The organism is Acidiferrobacter sp. SPIII_3 (assembly GCF_003184265.1).
Taxonomy (GTDB): domain Bacteria; phylum Pseudomonadota; class Gammaproteobacteria; order Acidiferrobacterales; family Acidiferrobacteraceae; genus Acidiferrobacter.
Map to the genome: position 1 here is coordinate 2,208,006 of NZ_CP027663.1, position 19,009 is coordinate 2,227,014.

Annotated in this window: 14 protein-coding genes and 2 pseudogenes; 8 read left to right on the forward strand and 8 right to left on the reverse strand. The window is 60.2% G+C overall.

The features are described 5' to 3' along the window. Window positions 1-494: 494 nt before the first annotated feature. Window positions 495-1,217 (reverse strand): hypothetical protein, encoded by a 723-nt coding sequence (locus tag C4901_RS17320; protein WP_145960703.1) that lies wholly within the window; start codon window positions 1,215-1,217, stop codon window positions 495-497. Between the two features lie 2 nt (window positions 1,218-1,219). Next, entirely contained in the window at window positions 1,220-1,492 is a 273-nt protein-coding gene (locus tag C4901_RS11110; protein WP_110137387.1) for an AlpA family transcriptional regulator, read from the reverse strand. Window positions 1,493-1,582: 90 nt separating this feature from the next. Between C4901_RS11110 and C4901_RS11115 the strand changes: the two genes are divergently transcribed. The 4 genes from C4901_RS11115 (at window position 1,583) to C4901_RS11125 (ending at window position 7,433) form a co-directional block, all read left to right on the forward strand. Then, window positions 1,583-2,599 carry a hypothetical protein gene (locus tag C4901_RS11115; RefSeq protein ID WP_110137388.1) on the forward strand — a complete coding sequence of 339 codons (1,017 nt, stop codon included), beginning with the start codon at window positions 1,583-1,585 and terminating at the stop codon, window positions 2,597-2,599. Window positions 2,600-3,035: 436 nt separating this feature from the next. Continuing rightward, entirely contained in the window at window positions 3,036-3,191 is a 156-nt protein-coding gene (locus C4901_RS17730) for a hypothetical protein (protein WP_168185690.1), read from the forward strand. Next, the gene (locus tag C4901_RS11120; protein ID WP_110137389.1) at window positions 3,181-5,520 is read left to right on the forward strand and encodes an AAA family ATPase; all 2,340 of its coding nucleotides are present in this window, start codon (window positions 3,181-3,183) and stop codon (window positions 5,518-5,520) included. The genes C4901_RS17730 and C4901_RS11120 overlap by 11 nt, the downstream gene beginning before the upstream one ends. Further along, window positions 5,517-7,433 (forward strand): UvrD-helicase domain-containing protein, encoded by a 1,917-nt coding sequence (locus C4901_RS11125; protein ID WP_110137390.1) that lies wholly within the window; start codon window positions 5,517-5,519, stop codon window positions 7,431-7,433. The genes C4901_RS11120 and C4901_RS11125 overlap by 4 nt, the downstream gene beginning before the upstream one ends. Window positions 7,434-7,764: 331 nt before the next feature. Here the strand turns inward: C4901_RS11125 and ltrA are convergent, their stop codons facing one another. Continuing rightward, window positions 7,765-9,147: a group II intron reverse transcriptase/maturase gene (gene ltrA, locus C4901_RS11130; RefSeq protein WP_205735957.1), complete on the reverse strand. Its 1,383-nt coding sequence runs from the start codon at window positions 9,145-9,147 to the stop codon at window positions 7,765-7,767. Window positions 9,148-9,696: 549 nt separating this feature from the next. On the opposite strand from ltrA, the gene C4901_RS11135 reads away from it, so the two are divergent. From C4901_RS11135 to C4901_RS11150, 4 genes are all read left to right on the forward strand, one after another. Then, window positions 9,697-10,068, forward strand: a complete 372-nt coding sequence (locus C4901_RS11135) for a hypothetical protein (RefSeq protein ID WP_065971441.1) — start codon at window positions 9,697-9,699, stop codon at window positions 10,066-10,068. 5 nt (window positions 10,069-10,073) lie between these two features. Next, window positions 10,074-10,430 carry an IS66 family insertion sequence element accessory protein TnpB gene (tnpB, locus tag C4901_RS11140; protein WP_110137391.1) on the forward strand — a complete coding sequence of 119 codons (357 nt, stop codon included), beginning with the start codon at window positions 10,074-10,076 and terminating at the stop codon, window positions 10,428-10,430. Window positions 10,431-10,486: 56 nt separating this feature from the next. Then, window positions 10,487-12,067, forward strand: a complete 1,581-nt coding sequence (locus tag C4901_RS11145; RefSeq protein ID WP_110138626.1) for an IS66 family transposase — start codon at window positions 10,487-10,489, stop codon at window positions 12,065-12,067. A gap of 637 nt (window positions 12,068-12,704) precedes the next feature. Beyond that, window positions 12,705-13,730 carry a site-specific integrase gene (locus C4901_RS11150; protein WP_110137392.1) on the forward strand — a complete coding sequence of 342 codons (1,026 nt, stop codon included), beginning with the start codon at window positions 12,705-12,707 and terminating at the stop codon, window positions 13,728-13,730. Window positions 13,731-13,893: 163 nt separating this feature from the next. Here C4901_RS11150 and C4901_RS11155 read toward each other — a convergent pair whose 3' ends face one another. The 5 genes and pseudogenes from C4901_RS11155 to C4901_RS17745 form a co-directional block, all read right to left on the reverse strand. Next, entirely contained in the window at window positions 13,894-14,403 is a 510-nt protein-coding gene (locus tag C4901_RS11155; protein WP_110137393.1) for a hypothetical protein, read from the reverse strand. Beyond that, window positions 14,400-16,202: pseudogene (locus C4901_RS19430) on the reverse strand (N-6 DNA methylase). The gene C4901_RS11155 and the pseudogene C4901_RS19430 overlap by 4 nt, the downstream one beginning before the upstream one ends. Window positions 16,203-16,210: 8 nt before the next feature. Next, window positions 16,211-16,831 (reverse strand): hypothetical protein, encoded by a 621-nt coding sequence (locus C4901_RS17735; RefSeq protein ID WP_168185691.1) that lies wholly within the window; start codon window positions 16,829-16,831, stop codon window positions 16,211-16,213. Then, window positions 16,832-17,083 (reverse strand): annotated as a pseudogene (locus C4901_RS19435) (hypothetical protein); the annotation flags it as partial. A gap of 716 nt (window positions 17,084-17,799) precedes the next feature. Next, window positions 17,800-18,936 carry a hypothetical protein gene (locus C4901_RS17745; RefSeq protein ID WP_168185693.1) on the reverse strand — a complete coding sequence of 379 codons (1,137 nt, stop codon included), beginning with the start codon at window positions 18,934-18,936 and terminating at the stop codon, window positions 17,800-17,802. Between the last annotated feature and the right edge of the window lie 73 nt (window positions 18,937-19,009).

Here is a 19,009-nt window from a genome sequence, read left to right on the forward strand (position 1 = left end):
CCGCGTTGGGGTTCGTGGGGTGGTCCAACGGAACGGCCCGGCTCCAAAGCGCCCTGGCGCCCTGCATGCGCCGTGACGCATCCTGGACATCATCTGCCTCTCTGGCCGCCTTCCTGGCGCGCCATGCCGCACGGTCTGCTTCGGTCCATGTCGATGACGTGTAGATGCCTAGGAGTTCACAAACCTGGCGCCAGCCGCCATGCTCCCCAGTGCCGCCATGGTCTTTCCAGGCACCAGTTTCTGAGTGGATTGCTAGGTCCGCACCCTTCGAGTCACGCCAGATCGCCCGGCAACGAAGCCAGTTGCCGGACCGCGTGTAGCGGATGCCTGCGGCATCGAGGGCGCCGCGCACGTCGATATAGGGGGCGCTCATAGGGCACCCCCGACCGCCAGCGCGGGGAGACTATACAAGGAGCTGGGTCGCGGAGATGCGCCGCATACGTCGCGTGGGTCGCGACGAACATCCTCGATTAGATCGGGGCGTAACACGCGGATCATGCCGCGATTCCCATCCCCCACCCAAAATCGCATTGCCGGGGGTCCACGAACCGCCGGCGCGGACGGCGCGGCCTATACTGGCGCGGAGGCGCCGGGGGCTCCGTGCTGACGGCGACCAGGGCTAAAAAGCGGGGGATGCCTTTAGGGGCGCCCTTGGGCTTACGGCCCGCCCGGCTGGGGGCGCGGCGCGCCACTTGTTCGGTCGTGATCGGGTCGTCCATGTGCGCTAAAATCTCAGCCGGTGAAAGATGTGCCTGTACCCACGCCAAGCGTTCATCTTGTTTCCCACGCACTCGACGGGCAGAAATGCCTATTTTTTCCCCGATTTTTTTCGATTCGCCCCGCCCAAGTTGGGCGCTGACAATTAAAACATCGCGGTCGGGGCCATCGAGGGGATACAGGGCGACAATCGCGTTCCATATGTCACGGTCCAGGGCTCGCGCGGGGCCGCCCTGCGAGACCTTTTCCTTGGGAGCGGCACTTGTGGACAGATCCTCGTGATCGTGGTCTATACCACGCCCTTGTGAATGGGTTTCGCGAATTCGGCGATTTCTTTCCTTGTGTTGAGGGCCACCACCAGCGCGCCCAGATAAAATATAGTCAGCGGCTGCCACTCGACCACCCACGGACTTAATAAACTCTTTTTGCTGGGCGAGTGTCAGGCCCGCCCAAGGCGTTGCGCAGGTGCAGTCAGGGTCTGATACGGTCTGTGTGCGCATGATTAGGCCCCCCTGTCCGAATTGCGGGGGCGGCCACGGCGGGTTGAGCGCGTCACCGCGTTACGGTATTGCGTACCAGCCGCCTGCGCGGCAGCCGCTTCCGCGCGGCTCTGAACCCACGCGGCGACGTCCTCTTCCCGCCAACGGATTAACCTGCCAATTCGGATAGGTGCCGGAAACTCGCCCGCTGCCACCAGCAACTGAATCTTGCGAGGGGAGCACTCGAATTGTTCGGCGAAAAACTTGATATCGTGGAGTTTGGTCTCTGTGTTCATATCCGTCCATCCCGATAATGTACCCGGGGAGTAAATTCCTGCATTGCACGGATTGGAGATATAGCTATACTGACCGTAATGGTTCTATGAATGATGGTCATGGGCTTTGCGGATCTAGATAGAGAGCTACAGAAGATTGGGAGGTTAGGGCGCGGCGGGATGCCGCCGTCGCCAGAGGTCGTCGCCGCGCGGATTCAGAAAAGCGTCTTGCTGAAGGGCTGGCCGCCTTGGGCCGCCGCGCGGATTCGGCTCCAGACCGGGTTCGCAACGAAAACCGGGAGTCACAAGCCTCTCCATGGGCTCGACAAAATCCTGGATATAGATTTCAGGATCGAGCACCATAATGCCGATCGGGCTACTGAGAGAGAATATTTCTCCATCCGGCGGACGGCCATGCAGATTTCTACCATGATCGAGTCTTGGGAACCATCGCAATTATTGCGGCCACCGTGTTTTTTCTGCGCGCGCTCGGCCCGTAAGGAATACGCTGAAATGCCGAACCCGGAGCTGCCGCCCCTGCCCGACAGGGTGAATGTGTGCCAATCTCATGCGCCCGGGACTCCCGGTTGGCGACGCGCTAAACGGTTGGTCAAGTGGGCCGGCGGCTTGAGCGAGTTGGGCGCAAAATACAACGATCAAATGCGAAGGATCCGTCGGGAAATCCAACAAATCAATAATACGGCCCAGATAACCCCTAAGGAGGTGGGGCTTGGGATCGCGTCAGAACAAGATTGGGCGCGGCACGTCCATGATGCTGAGATCTGGTATGGAAAATCGATGGCCAAATGCGAGCGCGATCTTGTGGGCGATCAGGATTGCGACCCGGCTAACGATTTTGCAGTGTACGCAGAGTCCAGACACCTCGTGGAGGCGGAGTATGCACGTCAAACGCAAGCCGCGCGGGCGGCCAACGCCCGCAGGGTTGGTAAGCTCGGCGGGCGACCCCCTGGATCCCCTCTATCCCAAGCACAGAAGGACCGCGTAAAACAAGTCTGCGCAATGAGCGCCAAAGGGCTTTCCCAAGCCAGTATCGCCGCGCGGATGGGCCTATCCCAGCCCACGGTAAGCCGGTTGCTCAAGATTCGGTCGGTAAATAGCTCTCTATGAAATTCGCTACATAAAAGTCCGACGCTAATGAGTCTGGGAACAGCGGCGAACATGGTCGGCATGCCTGCGCCAACCACCCCCCCCCAATGGGACGCTCAAAATAGAAAGTATGAGACCTGTTATTGGTGCTGGGTGACTTGAATGGATCGCCACATGCATTCTGAGGGTGGAAACTTCGCTGCGGCTACTTTCAGGCACCAAAGGCTGCTTCCTTAGTGACGAGGCGATGAAAGCCGGCTTCTCGGCCTTTGCGGCCGCTGCGCAAGCAGCGCCAGACGACCGTTTCGCAGTCTCGCATTCGGCGGCGATTGTGGAAGATCCTTCGTTGGCCACGTAGCGGCCATTGCACAATCTGATGTCAGGCGACATGGAAAACTGGCTCCTGGCAACACCGACTAGTTGGGCCGGTAAGAAGCACGAGATAGTAGCGAAATAGATGGCCAACGAATGCTTGAAAGCCGAACGCATACCCAACGGCTCAATGATGACCACGCTCATCCGCGTTGACAATCTGGTGTTCTTTGGGCTCAGAATGTGGTCGGTGCCAACAATTCAACACAGCCAAGAGGGGATGATGCGCGATGCGCATTGAATTCGTAGAGATAGCGAATTTCCGAAAGCTATTGTCAGCTCGCGTGGATCTGTCGAGCCAGACCACGCTGTTTGTCGGCGCAAACAATAGTGGGAAGACGTCGGCCATGCTGGCGCTTCGGCGCTTCTTGACTCCGCGCCGTTGCCCGTTCGAGATCCACGATTTCACGTTGTGCCATTGGCAGGCGCTCGTGGATATCGGTGAGGCTTGGATTCAGATGCACAGAACCGGCGCTGTCGCCGACCTGGTCATCGCCCCTTGGGTGCCACTGCTTCCAACGCTGGATCTTTGGTTGCAGGTCAGGGAAGACGAAGTTCACCGCGTCCGGGATTTGGTCCCGCTCATGGAATGGGACGGCGGCTTGTTGGGAGTTCGTCTTCGCTACGAGCCAAAGGACCTCAACACGCTCTTCAAGGAGTTCATCGCGGCCATCACTGATGCAGACACAATGCGAGATGCCGCGGTGACTGCCGCAGCGGCAACGAGCGCCGGTGGTGATCCGCCAAAGCTGACTGTGTGGCCAGAAAGCCTGATGGACTTTCTGACCAAGCGTCTAAGCACGCTGTTCACGATTCGTGCGTACCCGCTAGATCCTGCCTTGCTTGCAAAGCCAGATAAGTTGCGCGCTTTGCCTCAAGCGTTGCCCGCTTCGGCAGTATCCATCGAAGGAGACCCGCTCAGTGGTCTGATCAAGATTCACGACATCCCCGCGCAAAGGGGTTTTGGTGAGGTACACAGTGGCGTTGATGTGGACGACGCGCAGGTGGCGGCCGGTGGGACTCGTCTGTCCGAGCAACTCCGGAGCTACTACGCAAAGCACCTTGACCCAGCCAAAGGGCCAGACCTGAGGGATCTCGAAGCGCTGCAGGCCATGGAGGCGGCAGAAAACGCCTTTGACGATAAGCTGACGGAAAGCTTCAAGGAGTGCTTCACCGAAGTAGCAGGCCTGGGCTATCCAGGCGTCAGCGATCCCCGGCCTCGCGTTTCCACGCGGCTGCGAGCCATCGACGGGCTGAACCACAGCGCCGCCGTCAACTTCGAAGTAGACGTGGTCTCGGATGCAGGTGTGACCGTGCCGGTGTTGCTGCTTCCTGAAGGCAGCAATGGACTGGGCTACCAGAACCTGATCTCAATGATTTTCCAACTGATGAGCTTCCGCGACGCGTGGATGCGGGTTGGCAAGGCATCCAAGGGGGTCGAGGAAACGAGCATTGAGCCTCTCCACCTGGTCTTGGTCGAGGAACCGGAGGCTCATCTGCATGCACAAGTGCAGCAAGTGTTCATCAAGAAGGCCTATCAGGTACTGCGCAAGCACCCGGAACTCGGCGAGAGCGAGGCGCTGCGTACCCAGTTGGTGGTCAGCACGCATTCGAGCCACGTAGCTCACGAGACCCCTTTCGCCAGCCTGCGCTACTTCCGAAGACTGCCTGCAGGGATGGTGGCAATGGTCCCCGTGTCGACCGTTGTCAACTTGTCAGAGGTCTTTGGGGCCAGCACCGACACAGAGCGGTTCGTCACGCGCTACCTGCGAGCCCAACACGCGGACCTTTTTTTTGCGGATGCAGCGATCCTTGTCGAAGGTCCGGCCGAGCGAATGCTCATCCCCAACTTCATCCGGGCTCACTATGATGTTCTGCATCAAAGCTATATCACGCTCCTGGAGATTGGGGGCAGCCATGCGCACCGGCTCAGACCATTGATTGATCACCTCGGGCTCTTGACTCTGATCGTCACCGACCTCGATACGCTGTCCGGAACGGGAGGAACCTCGGTTCAACCAGCAAAAGGCGCTGACCAGAAGACCAACAACACCACACTGAAGACATGGACGCCGGCCATCGAGGACGTAGATGCCCTCATGGATGCCACTGCCGAGGCAAAAACGTTGACGGTGGCCGGCGACACCCTTTTTGCCGTTCGAGCGGCTTACCAAACACCCATTGCAGTCACGATGCCATGCGCAGCGGTGCAGGAGACCGCGTGCCCGTATACCTTTGAAGATGCGCTGGTATTTGAGAACCTAGCCTACTTCTCTACATTCGCGGGCACAGGGTTAAGCGCCAAATTTCGGAGGGCTATCACTGCGGGGGGCGGCGCGGCTGCGGTTGGACTGAGCATGTACAACGCACTTAAGACCGGAAAAAAAGCTGAGTTTGCGCTCGAGGTGCTGATGGCAAGCGATTTCCAAAGCCTGGCAGTGCCCCGGTACATCGCGGAAGGTCTGCGATGGCTGACGGAGCAAATGAAGAAGAAACAGGTCGAGATCTTGACGACCAACCGGGCGATTGGCGTGCTGGCTGGCCCAGGGGACACCGGGGGTAATCCGTGAGCACGGCTGACGATCAATTCGACGTGGCGGCTGATGCTGAGATCGTGCAGTGCATCGATCTCGCAAAACCTAGAAGCTTTTTCTTGCATGCCGGCGCCGGTTCTGGCAAGACTCGGTCTTTGGTGAGCGCCATCCGACAGGTCTGTAGCACGCAGGGGCGGCAGCTGTCTCTAACCGGCAAGAAGATCGGCGTCATCACGTATACGAATGCGGCCTGCGACGAGATCAAACAACGGCTTGAGTTCGACCCTCGCGTGGAAGTCATGACGACCCACGCCTTTTCCTGGTCGTTGATCGAAGGCTACAATGCGGACATCCGTCACTGGGTCGCTAAGGATCTTAAGCTGGAGCTTCTTGAGTTGGAGCATGCGCAAACGAAGGGCAGAGCTAGTGGGAAAGCGAGCGACGAACGCGCACGATCCATGGAAAGCAAGCGCCGTCGGCTCTCGCGTCTCCCGTCCATAGCGCGGTTTGTGTACAGCCCGACTAGCGACAATCGCACTAGAGACTCTTTGAACCACTCAGAGGTCATTGCGATGACGGCCGAATTCCTCACCACGAAGCCTGGACTGAGGAAGATGCTGGTCAGCCGATACCCGGTACTGCTGATCGATGAGAGTCAGGACACCAATAGAGTGTTGATGGATGCCTTTCTGAATATCGAGGCAGAGTTCCATGACCGGTTCTGCCTCGGCTTGTTCGGGGACATGATGCAGCGCATCTATGCCGATGGAAAGGAAAGGTTGGACGAGGCCATCCCGCAAAGGTGGGCCCAACCTCGCAAGAGGATGAACCATAGATGCCCGAAACGGGTTGTCGAGGTCATCAACAGCATCCGGCGCGAGGTCGATGGTGAAGAGCAGGTACCTCGCAGCGACGCCGAAACTGGTGTAGTTCGGATGTTTGTTGCGCAGCAGGGAGCGGCAGATCCCTTCGCCACGGAGGCGGCGGCGCGACAGCGCATGGCGGCGATCACAGGAGACCAAGGCTGGCAAAGCCCGGAGTTTGTCAAGACCCTCGCGCTTGAACACCTGATGTCGGCGAGACGCTTCGGGTTTGCAGACTTCTTCGAGCCGCTTTGGGGCGTCGACAACCTACGCACGAGTTTGCTTCAAGGCACCGGTGCAGGCCTCGGATTTTTCATTCGGGAAGTGCTGCCATTGGTTCGCGCTCTTCGAAGCAAAGATCGCTTCGGAGCTATGGCCGCCGTACGCAAGACCTCGCCCTTGCTTGATCGCGCAACGCTTCAAGAAGCCGGCGCAGACCAAGTCACGCAGTTGGCTAAAGCGAATATGGCATGCAAGGCTCTACTGGCATTGATCACTGAAAATCCTGAAATTTCAGCGCACGAAGTGCTCAATGTCGTAGCGCAACATGGTCTCTTCGCAGTCCCTGATTCCCTATCACCGTTCATAGGGCCGGGAGAGGCGACTGCGAAGGTTCAGGTTGTGGCAGGCGATCCCAGTCAAGGCGAAGATGAAGGTGACGATGATGCAGCCGATGCAGGAACGGAGTTGGGCGCATGGCGAAAGGCACTTGAGGCTCCGCTGACCCAGGTCGAACGCTACGACGCCTACGTGCAAGGCACGTCGCAGTTCGGTACGCATCAAGGGGTCAAGGGTCTGGAATTTCCGCGCGTACAGGTCGTGATAAACGATGATGAGGCGCGCGGCTTCCTTTTTGCCTACGCCAAGCTTTTTGGCGCCAAGGCGAAATCAAAGGCGGACCATGATAACGAGGCTCTCGGTAAGGAGACCAGTTTCGACAGGACTCGGCGACTTTTTTACGTCACCTGCAGCCGCGCCGAAAAGAGCTTGGCGGTCGTGTACTACTCACCCGATCCGGCGCAGGCGCGAGACGCCGTCCTCCAATTGGGGTGGTTTCGACCGGACGAAGTTGAGGTTCTTACCTGATGGCGGTCCCGGCCAGCGGGGGGGTCACCACTGCCTGGGTCAAGCGGTTGGAAGTCGTCGTTACGGCCGCTCAGGTCCTTGGCGGTGAGCGTCTCAAATCTGGCTGAAACAGCCGTCCGGCTTAATGTCCTGAGTGACCGCTTTGGCCGATAGCCTGCCGATTAGTACTCTGCACCCTGTTCAGATATATGAAGCAACGATCACTCAACTGGATGCCCTTCTCACCGTGACACATTTCGTAAGGCGTTTTTCAGACCGGTCGCGGTAGGGATGCCGATTACTCGGCACCCCCCGCACAGATCCGGACAGGCGCTGCTAACGCATCCGGCTCCTACCTTGAGTATTTGGCGTCAAAGCGTTTATAAGGGTAAGGATGCACGATGGTAGCTTTGGGTATCCAGTGATCGGCGATCTTCCCGAAACGTTCCCAATTCAGTCGCTTGCGTTGACTGCGCCGACAGAGTGCCCGGTACCAGCGAGCCCGTACCTCGTAGCAGAAGAGGCTCAGTGCGTCACCATTCAAGGGGACACCATAATAATTCAGATGACCTTGAACGACGCTGCGAAGCCAAAAGCCCGTGGCGCGGATCGGGTGGTGCAGGCGCTTTTTCAGCTCTTGGCTTAGCGCCTTGAGTTTTGCCTGTAGGCGATCTCTGCGTGTTTTGCGGTGAATCAAGAACCGTCCCTGACGGCTCACCCCGCAGATATGCGTAAAGCCCAGGAAGTTGAAGGTCTCGGGTTTGCCGAGGCCCCGCTTCCTGTTCTGCTCATGGGCGAACCGACCGAAACGGATCAGCCGGGTCTTGTCGGGGTGGACTGCCAGACCGAATTCCTGAAAACGGACTTCCATCTCGCGCCGGAAGCGACTGGCGTCATCCGGGTTTTGAAACCCTACGACGACATCATCGGCATACCGTACCACCACGATCATTCCCCGGGCGTGGCGCTTGCGCCATTGCTGCACCCAGAGATCAAAGACGTAGTGCAGATAAACATTAGCCATGAGAGGCGAGACGACCGCCCCTTGCGGGGTGCCGATCGTGCCCAAGACTCGGTGGCCATGTTCATCCAACACGCCGGCCTTCAACCACTGGCGCAGAAGGCGCAAGAGACGCCTATCCTGGATACGGTGTTGCAGGAATCGGAGCAGCCATCCGTGTTTGACAGTGTCAAAGAATTTTCGAATGTCCATGTCCAATATCCAGTTCACCGGCTTACGTTCGATCCCTACGATCAGGGCATCGAGCGCGTCGTGCGGGCCCCGACCGGGACGAAACCCATAAGAGAACCCCAGGAAGTCGGTTTCATAGATGGCATTGAGAACCGTCACCACCGCCTGCTGGACGATCTTGTCTTCCAGGCAGAGGATGTTCAACGGTCGCTCGCTGCCGTCTTCCTTGGGGATCAGGACCCGCCGCGCCGGTTGCGGGCGGTAGGTCCCGTCTTGCACCCTGTGGTGAAGCCGTTCCAGGTTGACTCTTATCTGTGTTTCGTACTCCGTCCACGTGACCCCATCCGCCCCGGCCGCCGCTTGGTGGGACAGGACCCGAAAGCTCTGCTCCAACAGGTCGACGGTCAGGTGGTGCATGAGGCTCGTGAACTGTCGGGCCTTATCTCTTTTTGCCGCATTGCGCACAGCCAGCAGACGTGACGTAGTGCTACTCCGGTTCTGAGCCCGGGCACCGGCATCGTGTTGGCTGTTCCTCTTGGTCAAGGTCCTTCCCTCCACCCATTCCGCCTCAGGTTTCGCTGTCTTGTTCATAGGTTTCCTCGGTACTACGACCTTGTCCGACTCCCCCACCGTCCGACACGGCGTATCCCCACCGGGGTTCCCGTGTCGCTCTGTGCGACCACAAACTCTTCGCCCCGAGGCCGACGGGGGCCTCCCAGGTTCCGTACACTGAACGTCTCCGCATGCTGAGGGTCTCCGACCCCGCGGGGTGTGGGATCCGACTCGCCTTGTCGCTGGGTCCCACCGTGGCCTTCCGCTTCGCTTAACAGCGTCGGCACCCCGAGTTGATGTATTTCGTGGCTCAATACCTCGCCTACGGACTCCCCGACTAACACTTCACGTCCCTGGTTACCCAGGACCGCGCATAGCTTGGGGCCGGAGTGGGCGGCTCACCCTTACTCCGTGCGGGACTTGCACCCGCTATTCAGTGCCAGCTTGGCCTGGCGTACTAAGCGCTCCAGCAACCGCACCCTGCCCGCGATCCTCTAAGTCGCTTACGATCCGATCCATCACATTGATGGAGACGGATGGATGGCAAAGATCCGCAGTAATGAGGCTTGGCAAGAGCTCTTTGCCGAGTACGAGGCAAGCGCAGAGAGTGCGCGCGACTTCTGTGCCCGGCATGGACTACGGTTGACGTACTTCTATCGGCGCAGCCTGGAGCTTCGCGGGCGTTCGGCAAGCCGCCGGGGGCAAGAGGTCAAGCGTGGCGCACCCCCCGCGGCCTTCGTGCCGGTGACGGTCACACCCCGGGGCCTGCCAGCACCGGTCGGCCCCAAGCCAGGTGGCCCCCACTGCGTGGGGGATACGGTCACGCTCACTATCGGCAAGGCCTCGCTGGCGTTGTCGTCTGCCGTGCCCCCGGCGTGGGTGGCCGCCCTCCTTATGGCCCTTAAGGCTTGATCCCCATGCGCATGTTCATAGATCTCCCGGCCGTGTATCTGCACCGTGATCCCATCGACTTCCGGGTGGGGATCGATGGGCTCGCCGCCCGTGTGGAGCAAGAGATGGCCTTGTCCCCCTTAACGGGCGCGCTCTTTATCTTCACGAACCGCAGGCGCGACCGCGTGAAGATCCTCTATTGGGATCAGACCGGCTTTGCGCTGTGGGTAAAGCGCCTGGAGGCGGCGCGCTTTGCCTGGCCGCGCAAGGTCTCGGAGGCGGTCCTGACACTCTCGGAAGACCAGCTCCAGTGGCTGCTCGCAGGCTATGACATCACGCTCATGAAGCCGCATCCGTCCTTGGTGTATCAGCGGGTTTCCTAGCAAAAATTGTGGCCATGGGGGTGCAATATCGCTTCGACTTTCGTATAATCGTGGCTATGACGGACGGCATACGGGACACGGCGCTACCCAACGACATCGAGGCCCTGAAGGTCTTGATCGCCGTGCGCGATGCCACGATCGAGCGCTTGACCCGCCATGCCGAACTCCTGCAGGAACAACTGAACCTCGCGATCGCCCGGCGCTATAGCGCACGCAGCGAGAAGGGTCCAAGCCCGCAGATGGGGCTCTTTGATGAGGCCGAGGTCGAGGCTGAGCGGGAGGCCCTCGCCGCTGAGGAGGTCCCGGAAGTCGAGAGCGTGGTGGCCGGCCACATCCGCAAGGCCCGCGGGTACCGCAAGCCCTTGCCGGCCGCCCTCCCCCGGGTGGATATCATCCATGAGCTCCCCGAAGAGGCGCGCCTAACCCCCGATGGGCAGCCGCTGGTGGTGATCGGCGAAGAGGTGAGCGAACAGCTCGACATCGTCCCGGCCACCATACGGGTATTGCGCCATGTGCGCCTGAAGTATGGGGTCCGGAAGGACGACGCGTCGGGGGTGAAGATCGCCCCGCTGCCCCCGCAACCCCTCCCAAAGACCCTGGCAAGCCCCGGCCTGCTCGCCCATATCGTGGTCTCGAAGTACCAGGATGCCTTGCCTCTCTACCGCCAGGAGCAGATCCTGACGCGCATCGGGGTGGATCTCCCGCGGGCCACTATGGCGCGCTGGATGGTGGCCTTGGGCACCGAGACCGCGCAACCGCTTGTGAATCTCCTGCGCGATCAACTGCTGGCCTACGGGTATATCAGCATGGACGAGACCCCCACCCAGGTCCTGAAGGAGCCGGGCAAGGCCGCCACGTCACAGTCCTATCTGTGGGTGCAGCGGGGCGGACCGCCCGAGGCCCCCATCATCCTCTTTGACTACGACCCGAGCCGTTCCCAGGAGGTGCCCTTGCGCCTGCTCGCAGGCTTCACGGGTATCCTGCAGACCGATGGCTATGCGGCTTACGGAGCGGTTGTGCGTGCCCAGGGGCTCATCCACGCAGGATGCCTCGCCCATGCGCGACGCCGCTTTGATGAGGTCATCAAATCGCAAGGCAAGCACAGAAAGAAAGGCCTGGCCGAGGAGGCGCTCGCCCAGATCCAGAAGCTCTATGCCGTGGAGAAGGCGGCGCGCCCCCTAAGCCCCGAAGACCGGCAGCAGTACCGCGCCCAGCATGCCAAGCCCCTGTGGGACACGCTCCAGACCTGGCTTGCTATCCACCGCCCCGGCGTCCCGCCGCAAAGCGCCTTGGGCCGGGCTCTTACGTATCTCGCCCATGAATGGGACAAGCTCGTCGTGTATCTCACCGATGGGCGTATCCCGATCGATAACAATGCGACCGAGAATGCCTTGCGACCCTTCTGCGTTGGTCGAAGGAATTGGCTCTTCAGTGACACCGAAGCCGGCGCGAAGGCCTCCGCCAACCTTTATGGCCTCATCGAGACCGCCAAGGCCTGCGGCCTCGAGCCCTATCATTACCTGCGCCGGATCTTCACCGATCTCCCCAAGGCTTGCACCGTCGAAGACTTCGAGGCGCTGCTGCCCATGAATCTGGCCTCCGACCCGACGTTGCCCCGCTTCACGCCCCGGCGCTGACCCCATCACCCCGCCCCGGCGCCCCCACCCGGGCGCCGGGGCCAGATCATCCCGCACCCTGGCTGTTAAAGAACTGTTGCCTACTACCCCGGTTGCCCGGTCCACCCGATCGACCTATCCATGGCCCACACGATATCAGCGTGACGCCAGGCGTGGGAGGGTGGGGTTAATGGAGCGCATACTTCAGACCGAATATTCAGCTACGCCCTCCATGGGAAAATTTTGGGAAAATCGCATTATATATCTATGCATCGTCATGCTCGTTGATGCGCAAATAGCCCCTGGATAATCACGCAGTTAGGCGCACAGAGGTGTATGGTTAAGCACAAGTTTCGCCTTCACACGGCAGGGGTCAGTGGTTCGAACCCACTATCGCCCACCAATTAAAACAAGCACTTACGTAAGCCCAAGCCCATCAGTCAAACCCCGGACGCCACTTAGACGCCACTGCGGGGGTCGGGACGCCTCGGAAGTGACCCTGGCCCGCAATCCCGCTACCATGTGCCTGCCGCTAATCATCAAGGTGCGCGCGGATGGCGACTGTCGGGAAGTTTAAGGGCAAATGGCAGGCCCGTGTTCGCATTAAAGGGCATGCCCAAAAAACCAAAACCTTCACCACGCGTTCAGAGGCTGTCGCGTGGGCGCGGACCACCGAGCAGGCTCTGGCCACGGAGACCCCGGCGAGGCGGAAGCCAAAGAGCTCGCAGGCGTTGTCCTGTTGCGCCAGGCCCTGCTCCGCTACCAGGACGAAATCACGCCACACAAGCGCGGCGCGCGCATCGAGCACTACATCATCCGCGGTCTCCTCAAAGACCCCATCGCGGACCTGCCCATCGGCAAAATCACGGCCGTCGATGTCACGGCGTGGCGCAATCGACGTCTCAAGAAAGTCCAGTCGGGCACCGTGCTCCGCGCCTGGAATCTCCTGCACCATCTGTTCGAAGTTGCGCGCCGTGAGTGGGGCTTGCCGGTGGATAATCCCGCGCACATCGCCCGCCGGCCGAAGCCGCCGATTCCGCGCGACCGGCGTCTGCGCGACGGCGAGCTCGCGGCCCTCGATGCTGCGTGCGATGCGACACGCTCTCCGTGGCTCAAGCCGCTCATCTATTTGGCCATCGACACCGCCATGCGCAAAGGTGAGCTGCTGCTCATGAAGTGGTCGGATGTAAACCTCGCCGACGGCCACATTCTCATCCCGGCCGTCAACACGAAAACCAGCAAAGCCCGTACAGTCCCATTAAGCCCGCGCGCACGAGAGAACCTCGAGCGCCTGATACCGCCCGAATTAAAACACGAGACCACGAGTCAAAAATCGGCGGCTGCACTGAACAAGCGCGTGTTCCCCATTACGCCGAACGCGGCAAAACTCGCGTGGCAGCGGACCGTCAAGCGGGCCAACATCCAGAACCTGCACTTTCATGACCTGCGCCACGAAGCGACGAGCCGTTTTTTCGAGATGGGCCTCGACACCATGGAAGTTGCGGCCATTACCGGCCATGAAACCCTGCAGATGCTGAAACGCTACACGCACATCAAGACCCGCCGGTTGGTCGACCGCATGGCCTGGCCGGACGACGCCAGTCGTGCCGCGAAGACGGCGAAAGCGCCGGATGGCAGTGACCATTCAAACGAAGAGCCGCGCGAGGTTTCGCTCAGCCGCTAGGACGCAAACCGCTCACTATGCCGCACGGAGAATTCGGGCGGCATAGTGAGACCATCTACTTCAAGGCAGCCTGCGCGACCCTTGCGAGTATCAGCCTCGCAGGACGCCGAACCGCATGAGTTGCCCCTCGGTTCTGCACGACTCGTACCTCTCATCTTGCTGTTCACTTTCGCAGACATAACGCCACCTCCTTGGCGCTAAATACATCGTTCAGGAGGTCGGCGACGAGTTCCAAGCCCGGCATGGCCAGCGCGTAATTGAGTAATGTGTCGCTTCCATGCGCCGCGCTGTTGCGCAAATATGCCATAAATTGGCTGATGTTCTCGTGATATTTTCCTTTGGGGATGAGACCGCGCTTTTCTACCCACTCCAAGTAGCATCTCAGTCCTTTCCGCTTCCCGCAGGGATTCACGCCCCGATTTACGATTTGGCACGCCTCCCGCAGTCCGAACTCCAAACATGCGAGCGCCTGCTGGCTCGCTACGGTATAGAACTCATAGACAAACCAGCCGTACAACATCAGGTCGCGGGCAATGTCGAACTGCTTGCGAATGTCTTCCGGCACGGAGTCCACGAGGACCAAGGCCTTCAGGGCCGTGTAATAATCCTCGACCGTCCCGACCGTACCGAATTGCCTACGGTCCGGCTGACAAAGCTCGGCGAGCACTTTCACTCCACCACCCCTTTCATCAGCTCGAGGAAGCGCTGCTCCATGGCGCGTATCTCGGCGGCGATGACCTCCGGGGGCCGGGGCGGCTTGTAGACGTAGAAATAGCGGTTGAAGTTGATTTCGTAGCCCACTCGGCCGACCTGGCCATCCTTCTCGTCGCGGATGGTGGTGTTCACCCAGGCATCGGGGACATGCGGCAGGACCTCGCGCTTGACATAGGCGTCAATGGATTCTGTAAGCGGGATGGTCTCGGTGTCGCGGAGGTCCTTGTCGTAGGGCTTCTCGCCTTTCTTGGGCTTGCCTTCGCTACCCGGCCGCGGGGGTCGGTCGACGGTGACCTTGCGGTACCCGAAGAAGGCGTTGGGGAAGACCTTGGAGACGATGCGCGGGGCCTCGGGCTCGGCGGGCTTGGTCACGCCATTGGTCTTGGTCTCCCGGTACTCCTGGGTGAAGGCGGCACCCTCTTCGCCGGCCCCATAGACCTGGACGATTTCGGCAATCTGGGCCTCTGTGAGATACGCCCGCTTGCTGCCCAGGCTCTTTTTCATCTTGGCGTACATGCGGGTGGCGTCAATCAGCTGGACCTTACCCTTGCGGTCCGGTCGCTTGGCGTTGTCCAGTATCCAGATAGGTGGCAATGCCGGTGTTGTAGAAGAGGTCCGTGGGCAGGGCCATGATGGCCTCGAGCCAGTCGTTCTCCAGTATCCAGCGGCGGATTTCGGACTCCCCGGAGCCGGCATCCCCGGTAAAGAGCGGCGAGCCATTCAAGACAATGCCGATGCGCCCCCGCCCGCGCCCGGGGGCCGCATCTTGGCGATAAGATGCAGGAGGAAGAGCAGAGCCCCGTCCGAGATACGCGGGAGCCCGGGCCCGAAGCGCCCGCCATAGCCTTTCTTCTCGTGTTCGGCCTTCACCGCCGCCTGGACCTTCTTCCAGTCGACCCCAAAAGGGGGATTGGAGAGTCCGTAGTCGAAGGTCTCGCCGACGAAGGCGTCGGCCGAGAGGGTATTACCGGGGCGGATATGATTCGGGTCCTGGCCCTTGATGAGCATGTCGGCCTTGCAGATGGCGTAGGACTCGTCGTTCAGTTCCTGGCCGAAGAGCGCGAGCTTGGCCCCCGGGTTCATCTCGTGCAGGGCATTCTGGCCCACCGACAGCATGCCGCCGGTGCCGGCCGCCGGGTCGTAGAGCGAGCGCACCACCCCGGGGCGCGACAGGCCGTCTGCGTCCTCGGCGAACAGGCACTGGACCATGAGGCGGATGACATCGCGCGGCGTGAAGTGCTCGCCTGCGGTCTCGTTCGAGTCCTCGGCGAACTTGCGGATGAGCTCCTCGAACACGAGCCCCATGGTCTCGTTGGGGACGACGTCCGGATGGAGGTCGATGGCCGCGAACTTCTGAACGATGAGAAAGAGGAGGTTTTTGTCCTCGAGCTCCCCGATACGGCCCAGGAACTTGAAGTTCTCGAACACGTCGCGGGCCTCCGCCGAGAAGTCGCCCAGATAGGCCGTGAGGTTCTGGCGGATGTGCTTTTGGTCGGCGAGCAATGCGGCGAGCGTAAAGGGGCTCACGTTGTAGAAGGCCTGTCCACTCACCCGCGTGAGGCGCACCTCGAGCGCGGGCTCGTTCTTGCGCCTCTCGTATTCCTTCAAGACCTTGGCCTTAGTGGGCTCGAGCACGCACTCCAAGCGGCGCAGGAGGGTGAAGGGCAGGATAATCTTGCCGTAGTCGGCGCGCTTGTAGTCGCCGCGCAGGAGGTCGGCCACCGACCAGATAAAGTTGGCGAGTTCAGAGAAGGTCATAACCCCATTCATTTCTGTAAGGACCCCGTCGTTTCTTCAACATTGCCGCCGTCTCCGACGTACCGCGGCGCATTGCCGCCCGTAAAATCCCGGGTTCTGTGCTCCACCACCGTTGGGGCCCGCTCCAGCGCACCTAGCGGTTCGATTCCCATTGCTGCGAGATGGTCAAGGAGCGATTGCAACACCTCATCCCTACGCATGACCCAATCGGACGCAAAACACCGCCAGAATATCCACCCCGCCCGCTCCAGTACCCTCTGGCGACTCATGTCGCCGGCCCAGCGGTCGGGTCCGTGAAATGCGTCGCCGTCGCATTCGATAGCGAGGCGCGTGTCGTTAGCCCCTTCGACGACCATGTCGATACGGAAGGCGCCCGCCTTGACCTGTGGCACCACCCGGTAACCGCGATTGAAGAGTTCCAGGTATACCTGTTTCTCAAACTCCGATTCACACTCATCTATAAGACTCTGTCTTTCGTCATCCTGTCCGCCGACCGGTTTGCTGAAGTGCCCCAGGAGACTACGGCGTAAGCTGTCCGCAGGAGACAGGTCCGCCAATTGGACTGAACGGACAAGGTACATGCGGTCGCGGGCGCGACTGGCCGCGACGTTGAATCGCTGTTCGAACATATTCCCAGACATCGCCTTGCAGTTCGTGGGGTCGGCTACCATCGAAAGAAACATGATATCGCGCTCGCCCCCTTGGAAAATCCTCGCGTCGCCACATTTGAACCGGCGACGCAGGAGTTCTGCTGCATCACAGCGCTGGCGCACCACTCCGTCAATGTACTTTGCCTGGTCTGCCCCAAGCAGCGACACCACACCGATAGTACGCTCCGCAAAGCGGTCGCTGTCCAGAATTGCCTGAATCTCATCGGAGATAACCTCGGCCTCCTGCGGATTGACATCTTTAGCGTTGCGGCTACCCCTTTGACGTAAATGTCCACCAGTGGCGGGTCAATACGCTCGGACGCCTTCGGAATACGCAGCGGCTGAATAAAGTCGTCGTAAAAAACTCGGTTACTGTAGGCAATAATGAGCGGTACACATCGAAAATGCTCCCGCAGCATCACCTTGTCTGCAGCAAAGACCGTCGATGCGATGTCGTAGAGCGATTTCTCCGGCGTGAGTACCGCCGCGTAAGGCTGGTCGCCCAGAAATCGGTCCTTGAGCTCCTGAATGCGACCAGCTGAAATGAACGCGCCGTCAGGCGAGACTTGCCTGTCATCGCCGACGACCAGAATCTTCTTGCCCCGCAGGATAGAGGGTAACGCCCAGAGGTCTGACTGGCTTGCCTCATCGACGATAACAAGGTCGAAACATCCGAGTTGCGCCGGCAGCGTCTCGGACACTTTAGCATGACTCATGACCCAACACGGCACCGCACCCTGGGCATCCCACATCGCCTTCTGGCATCACGACGGTGCCGCACGCATTTGGGCCTGTCCCTTGCCAATCCGCCGTACGGCGGTTCTATAGGTTTCCAGAGCCGCCAGAACCTTTGGCGACGCCCCGAGCTTCGTGGAAGCCACGCCGACTTCGATACCAATGTTTCATAGAGTGCGCGAGCCTATGCTCGAGGTCTTGGCGACGGGCTGTCAGCGTGCGGAGCTCCTCCCGTGCCTCGATGGTCCCAAGGTGCGATTTGACCATCGCCCAAATCCACGCGTCGCGCCAGTTCGCGGGAATACATCATCTTCGCCGACACACCAACCGGCGGCTTCGTACCCTGACACCGAGTTTGAGGCTCCGGCCTGCTCAATACGCGTAGCCATTTCATTGACAACACCAAGGTCATGCACAAGTCCTTCGACCCGGTGTAGCTCTCCGACAAGCCCCGAGTATCGGGCCATCACGCACTCGGCAGATAACGCCGCGCAGCCCAGCTCTTCATCTACGAAGCGTCGCAGCGCCTCTGAAATCGGACCAGAAGTACCAGCAAGCTTTTCCCGCAGTGTTGCGCGTGGGGCCACGGCTAATTCGAGTTCCGCATGCGTCAAATGGCGGCGCAGATGCTCCCGTACCTCACGTAGCTGAGCGCTGGTCCCCTTCAGCTGCTGCATTGGGGGGTTAGCAAAGACTCGCTCTGCCCGTACCGGGAGATGCCTATCATGGTTTGTGCCTAGTAAATGTGCCTTATAGGCATTACCCGAAACCAGTTCGATGTGCGGCAGTTTTGACACGCCGCCTCTCACCTCCGGCATCGAAAGAGGCTCAGCAATCGCGTTCCAGCACACGCTAAACGACCGCACCATCTCCTGTAGTGCGACATAGCGCTGCACGTGCTTCCAGTCATCTATAGATTCCGGAGGCCGTCCGGCGACACGAATGGCACCAACGGACTCCTTGACCTCTCCTCCGCCGACGCGGAACACGCCAAACGGCTTTCCCGATTCCGCACCGCGCGCAATGGCCTCCAGCGCTTTCGGCATGCTGAACGCCGCGTCAGGGACCTCCACGGGACGCTTCAGGAATTCACGCCGGTCATTGATGAGCAGAGCGACATCGCTGAACAAGGCTTCCAGGGCCTGGCGCTCGCTGGTAAATGCGGCTTGCCGGCATTTATGACGCAACTGGGCTGTCCAGACCTCGCCGGTCTCCTCAAGTTCTTGGGCCAAGACTGCCGCGCGTTCCACGGCATCAAGTAGCTCTCTGGCTTCCTCAAGAACTTCGGGCGACGCCGCACGAAGCGCCAACAGACCACCCTTCGCCACTTCAGATTCGATGGCGCGCATGTCGACAAGCGCTTCATGCAAACGGCCAATGGCCGCTACAGGCAACAGGGCGACACTCGATGGGATGTGAGCT

Coding starts and splice junctions, on each gene's coding strand:
- tnpB (WP_110137391.1), top strand. CDS start 10,074: ATGCGCATGTTCATAGATCTCCCGGCCGTGTATCTGCACCGTGATCCC.
- C4901_RS17745 (WP_168185693.1), bottom strand. CDS start 18,936: ATGCGCGCCATCGAATCTGAAGTGGCGAAGGGTGGTCTGTTGGCGCTT.
- C4901_RS11115 (WP_110137388.1), top strand. CDS start 1,583: ATGATGGTCATGGGCTTTGCGGATCTAGATAGAGAGCTACAGAAGATT.
- C4901_RS11110 (WP_110137387.1), bottom strand. CDS start 1,492: ATGAACACAGAGACCAAACTCCACGATATCAAGTTTTTCGCCGAACAA.
- C4901_RS11120 (WP_110137389.1), top strand. CDS start 3,181: ATGCGCATTGAATTCGTAGAGATAGCGAATTTCCGAAAGCTATTGTCA.
- C4901_RS17320 (WP_145960703.1), bottom strand. CDS start 1,217: ATGCGCACACAGACCGTATCAGACCCTGACTGCACCTGCGCAACGCCT.
- C4901_RS11135 (WP_065971441.1), top strand. CDS start 9,697: ATGGCAAAGATCCGCAGTAATGAGGCTTGGCAAGAGCTCTTTGCCGAG.
- C4901_RS11145 (WP_110138626.1), top strand. CDS start 10,487: ATGACGGACGGCATACGGGACACGGCGCTACCCAACGACATCGAGGCC.
- C4901_RS17735 (WP_168185691.1), bottom strand. CDS start 16,831: ATGTTCGAACAGCGATTCAACGTCGCGGCCAGTCGCGCCCGCGACCGC.
- C4901_RS17730 (WP_168185690.1), top strand. CDS start 3,036: ATGGCCAACGAATGCTTGAAAGCCGAACGCATACCCAACGGCTCAATG.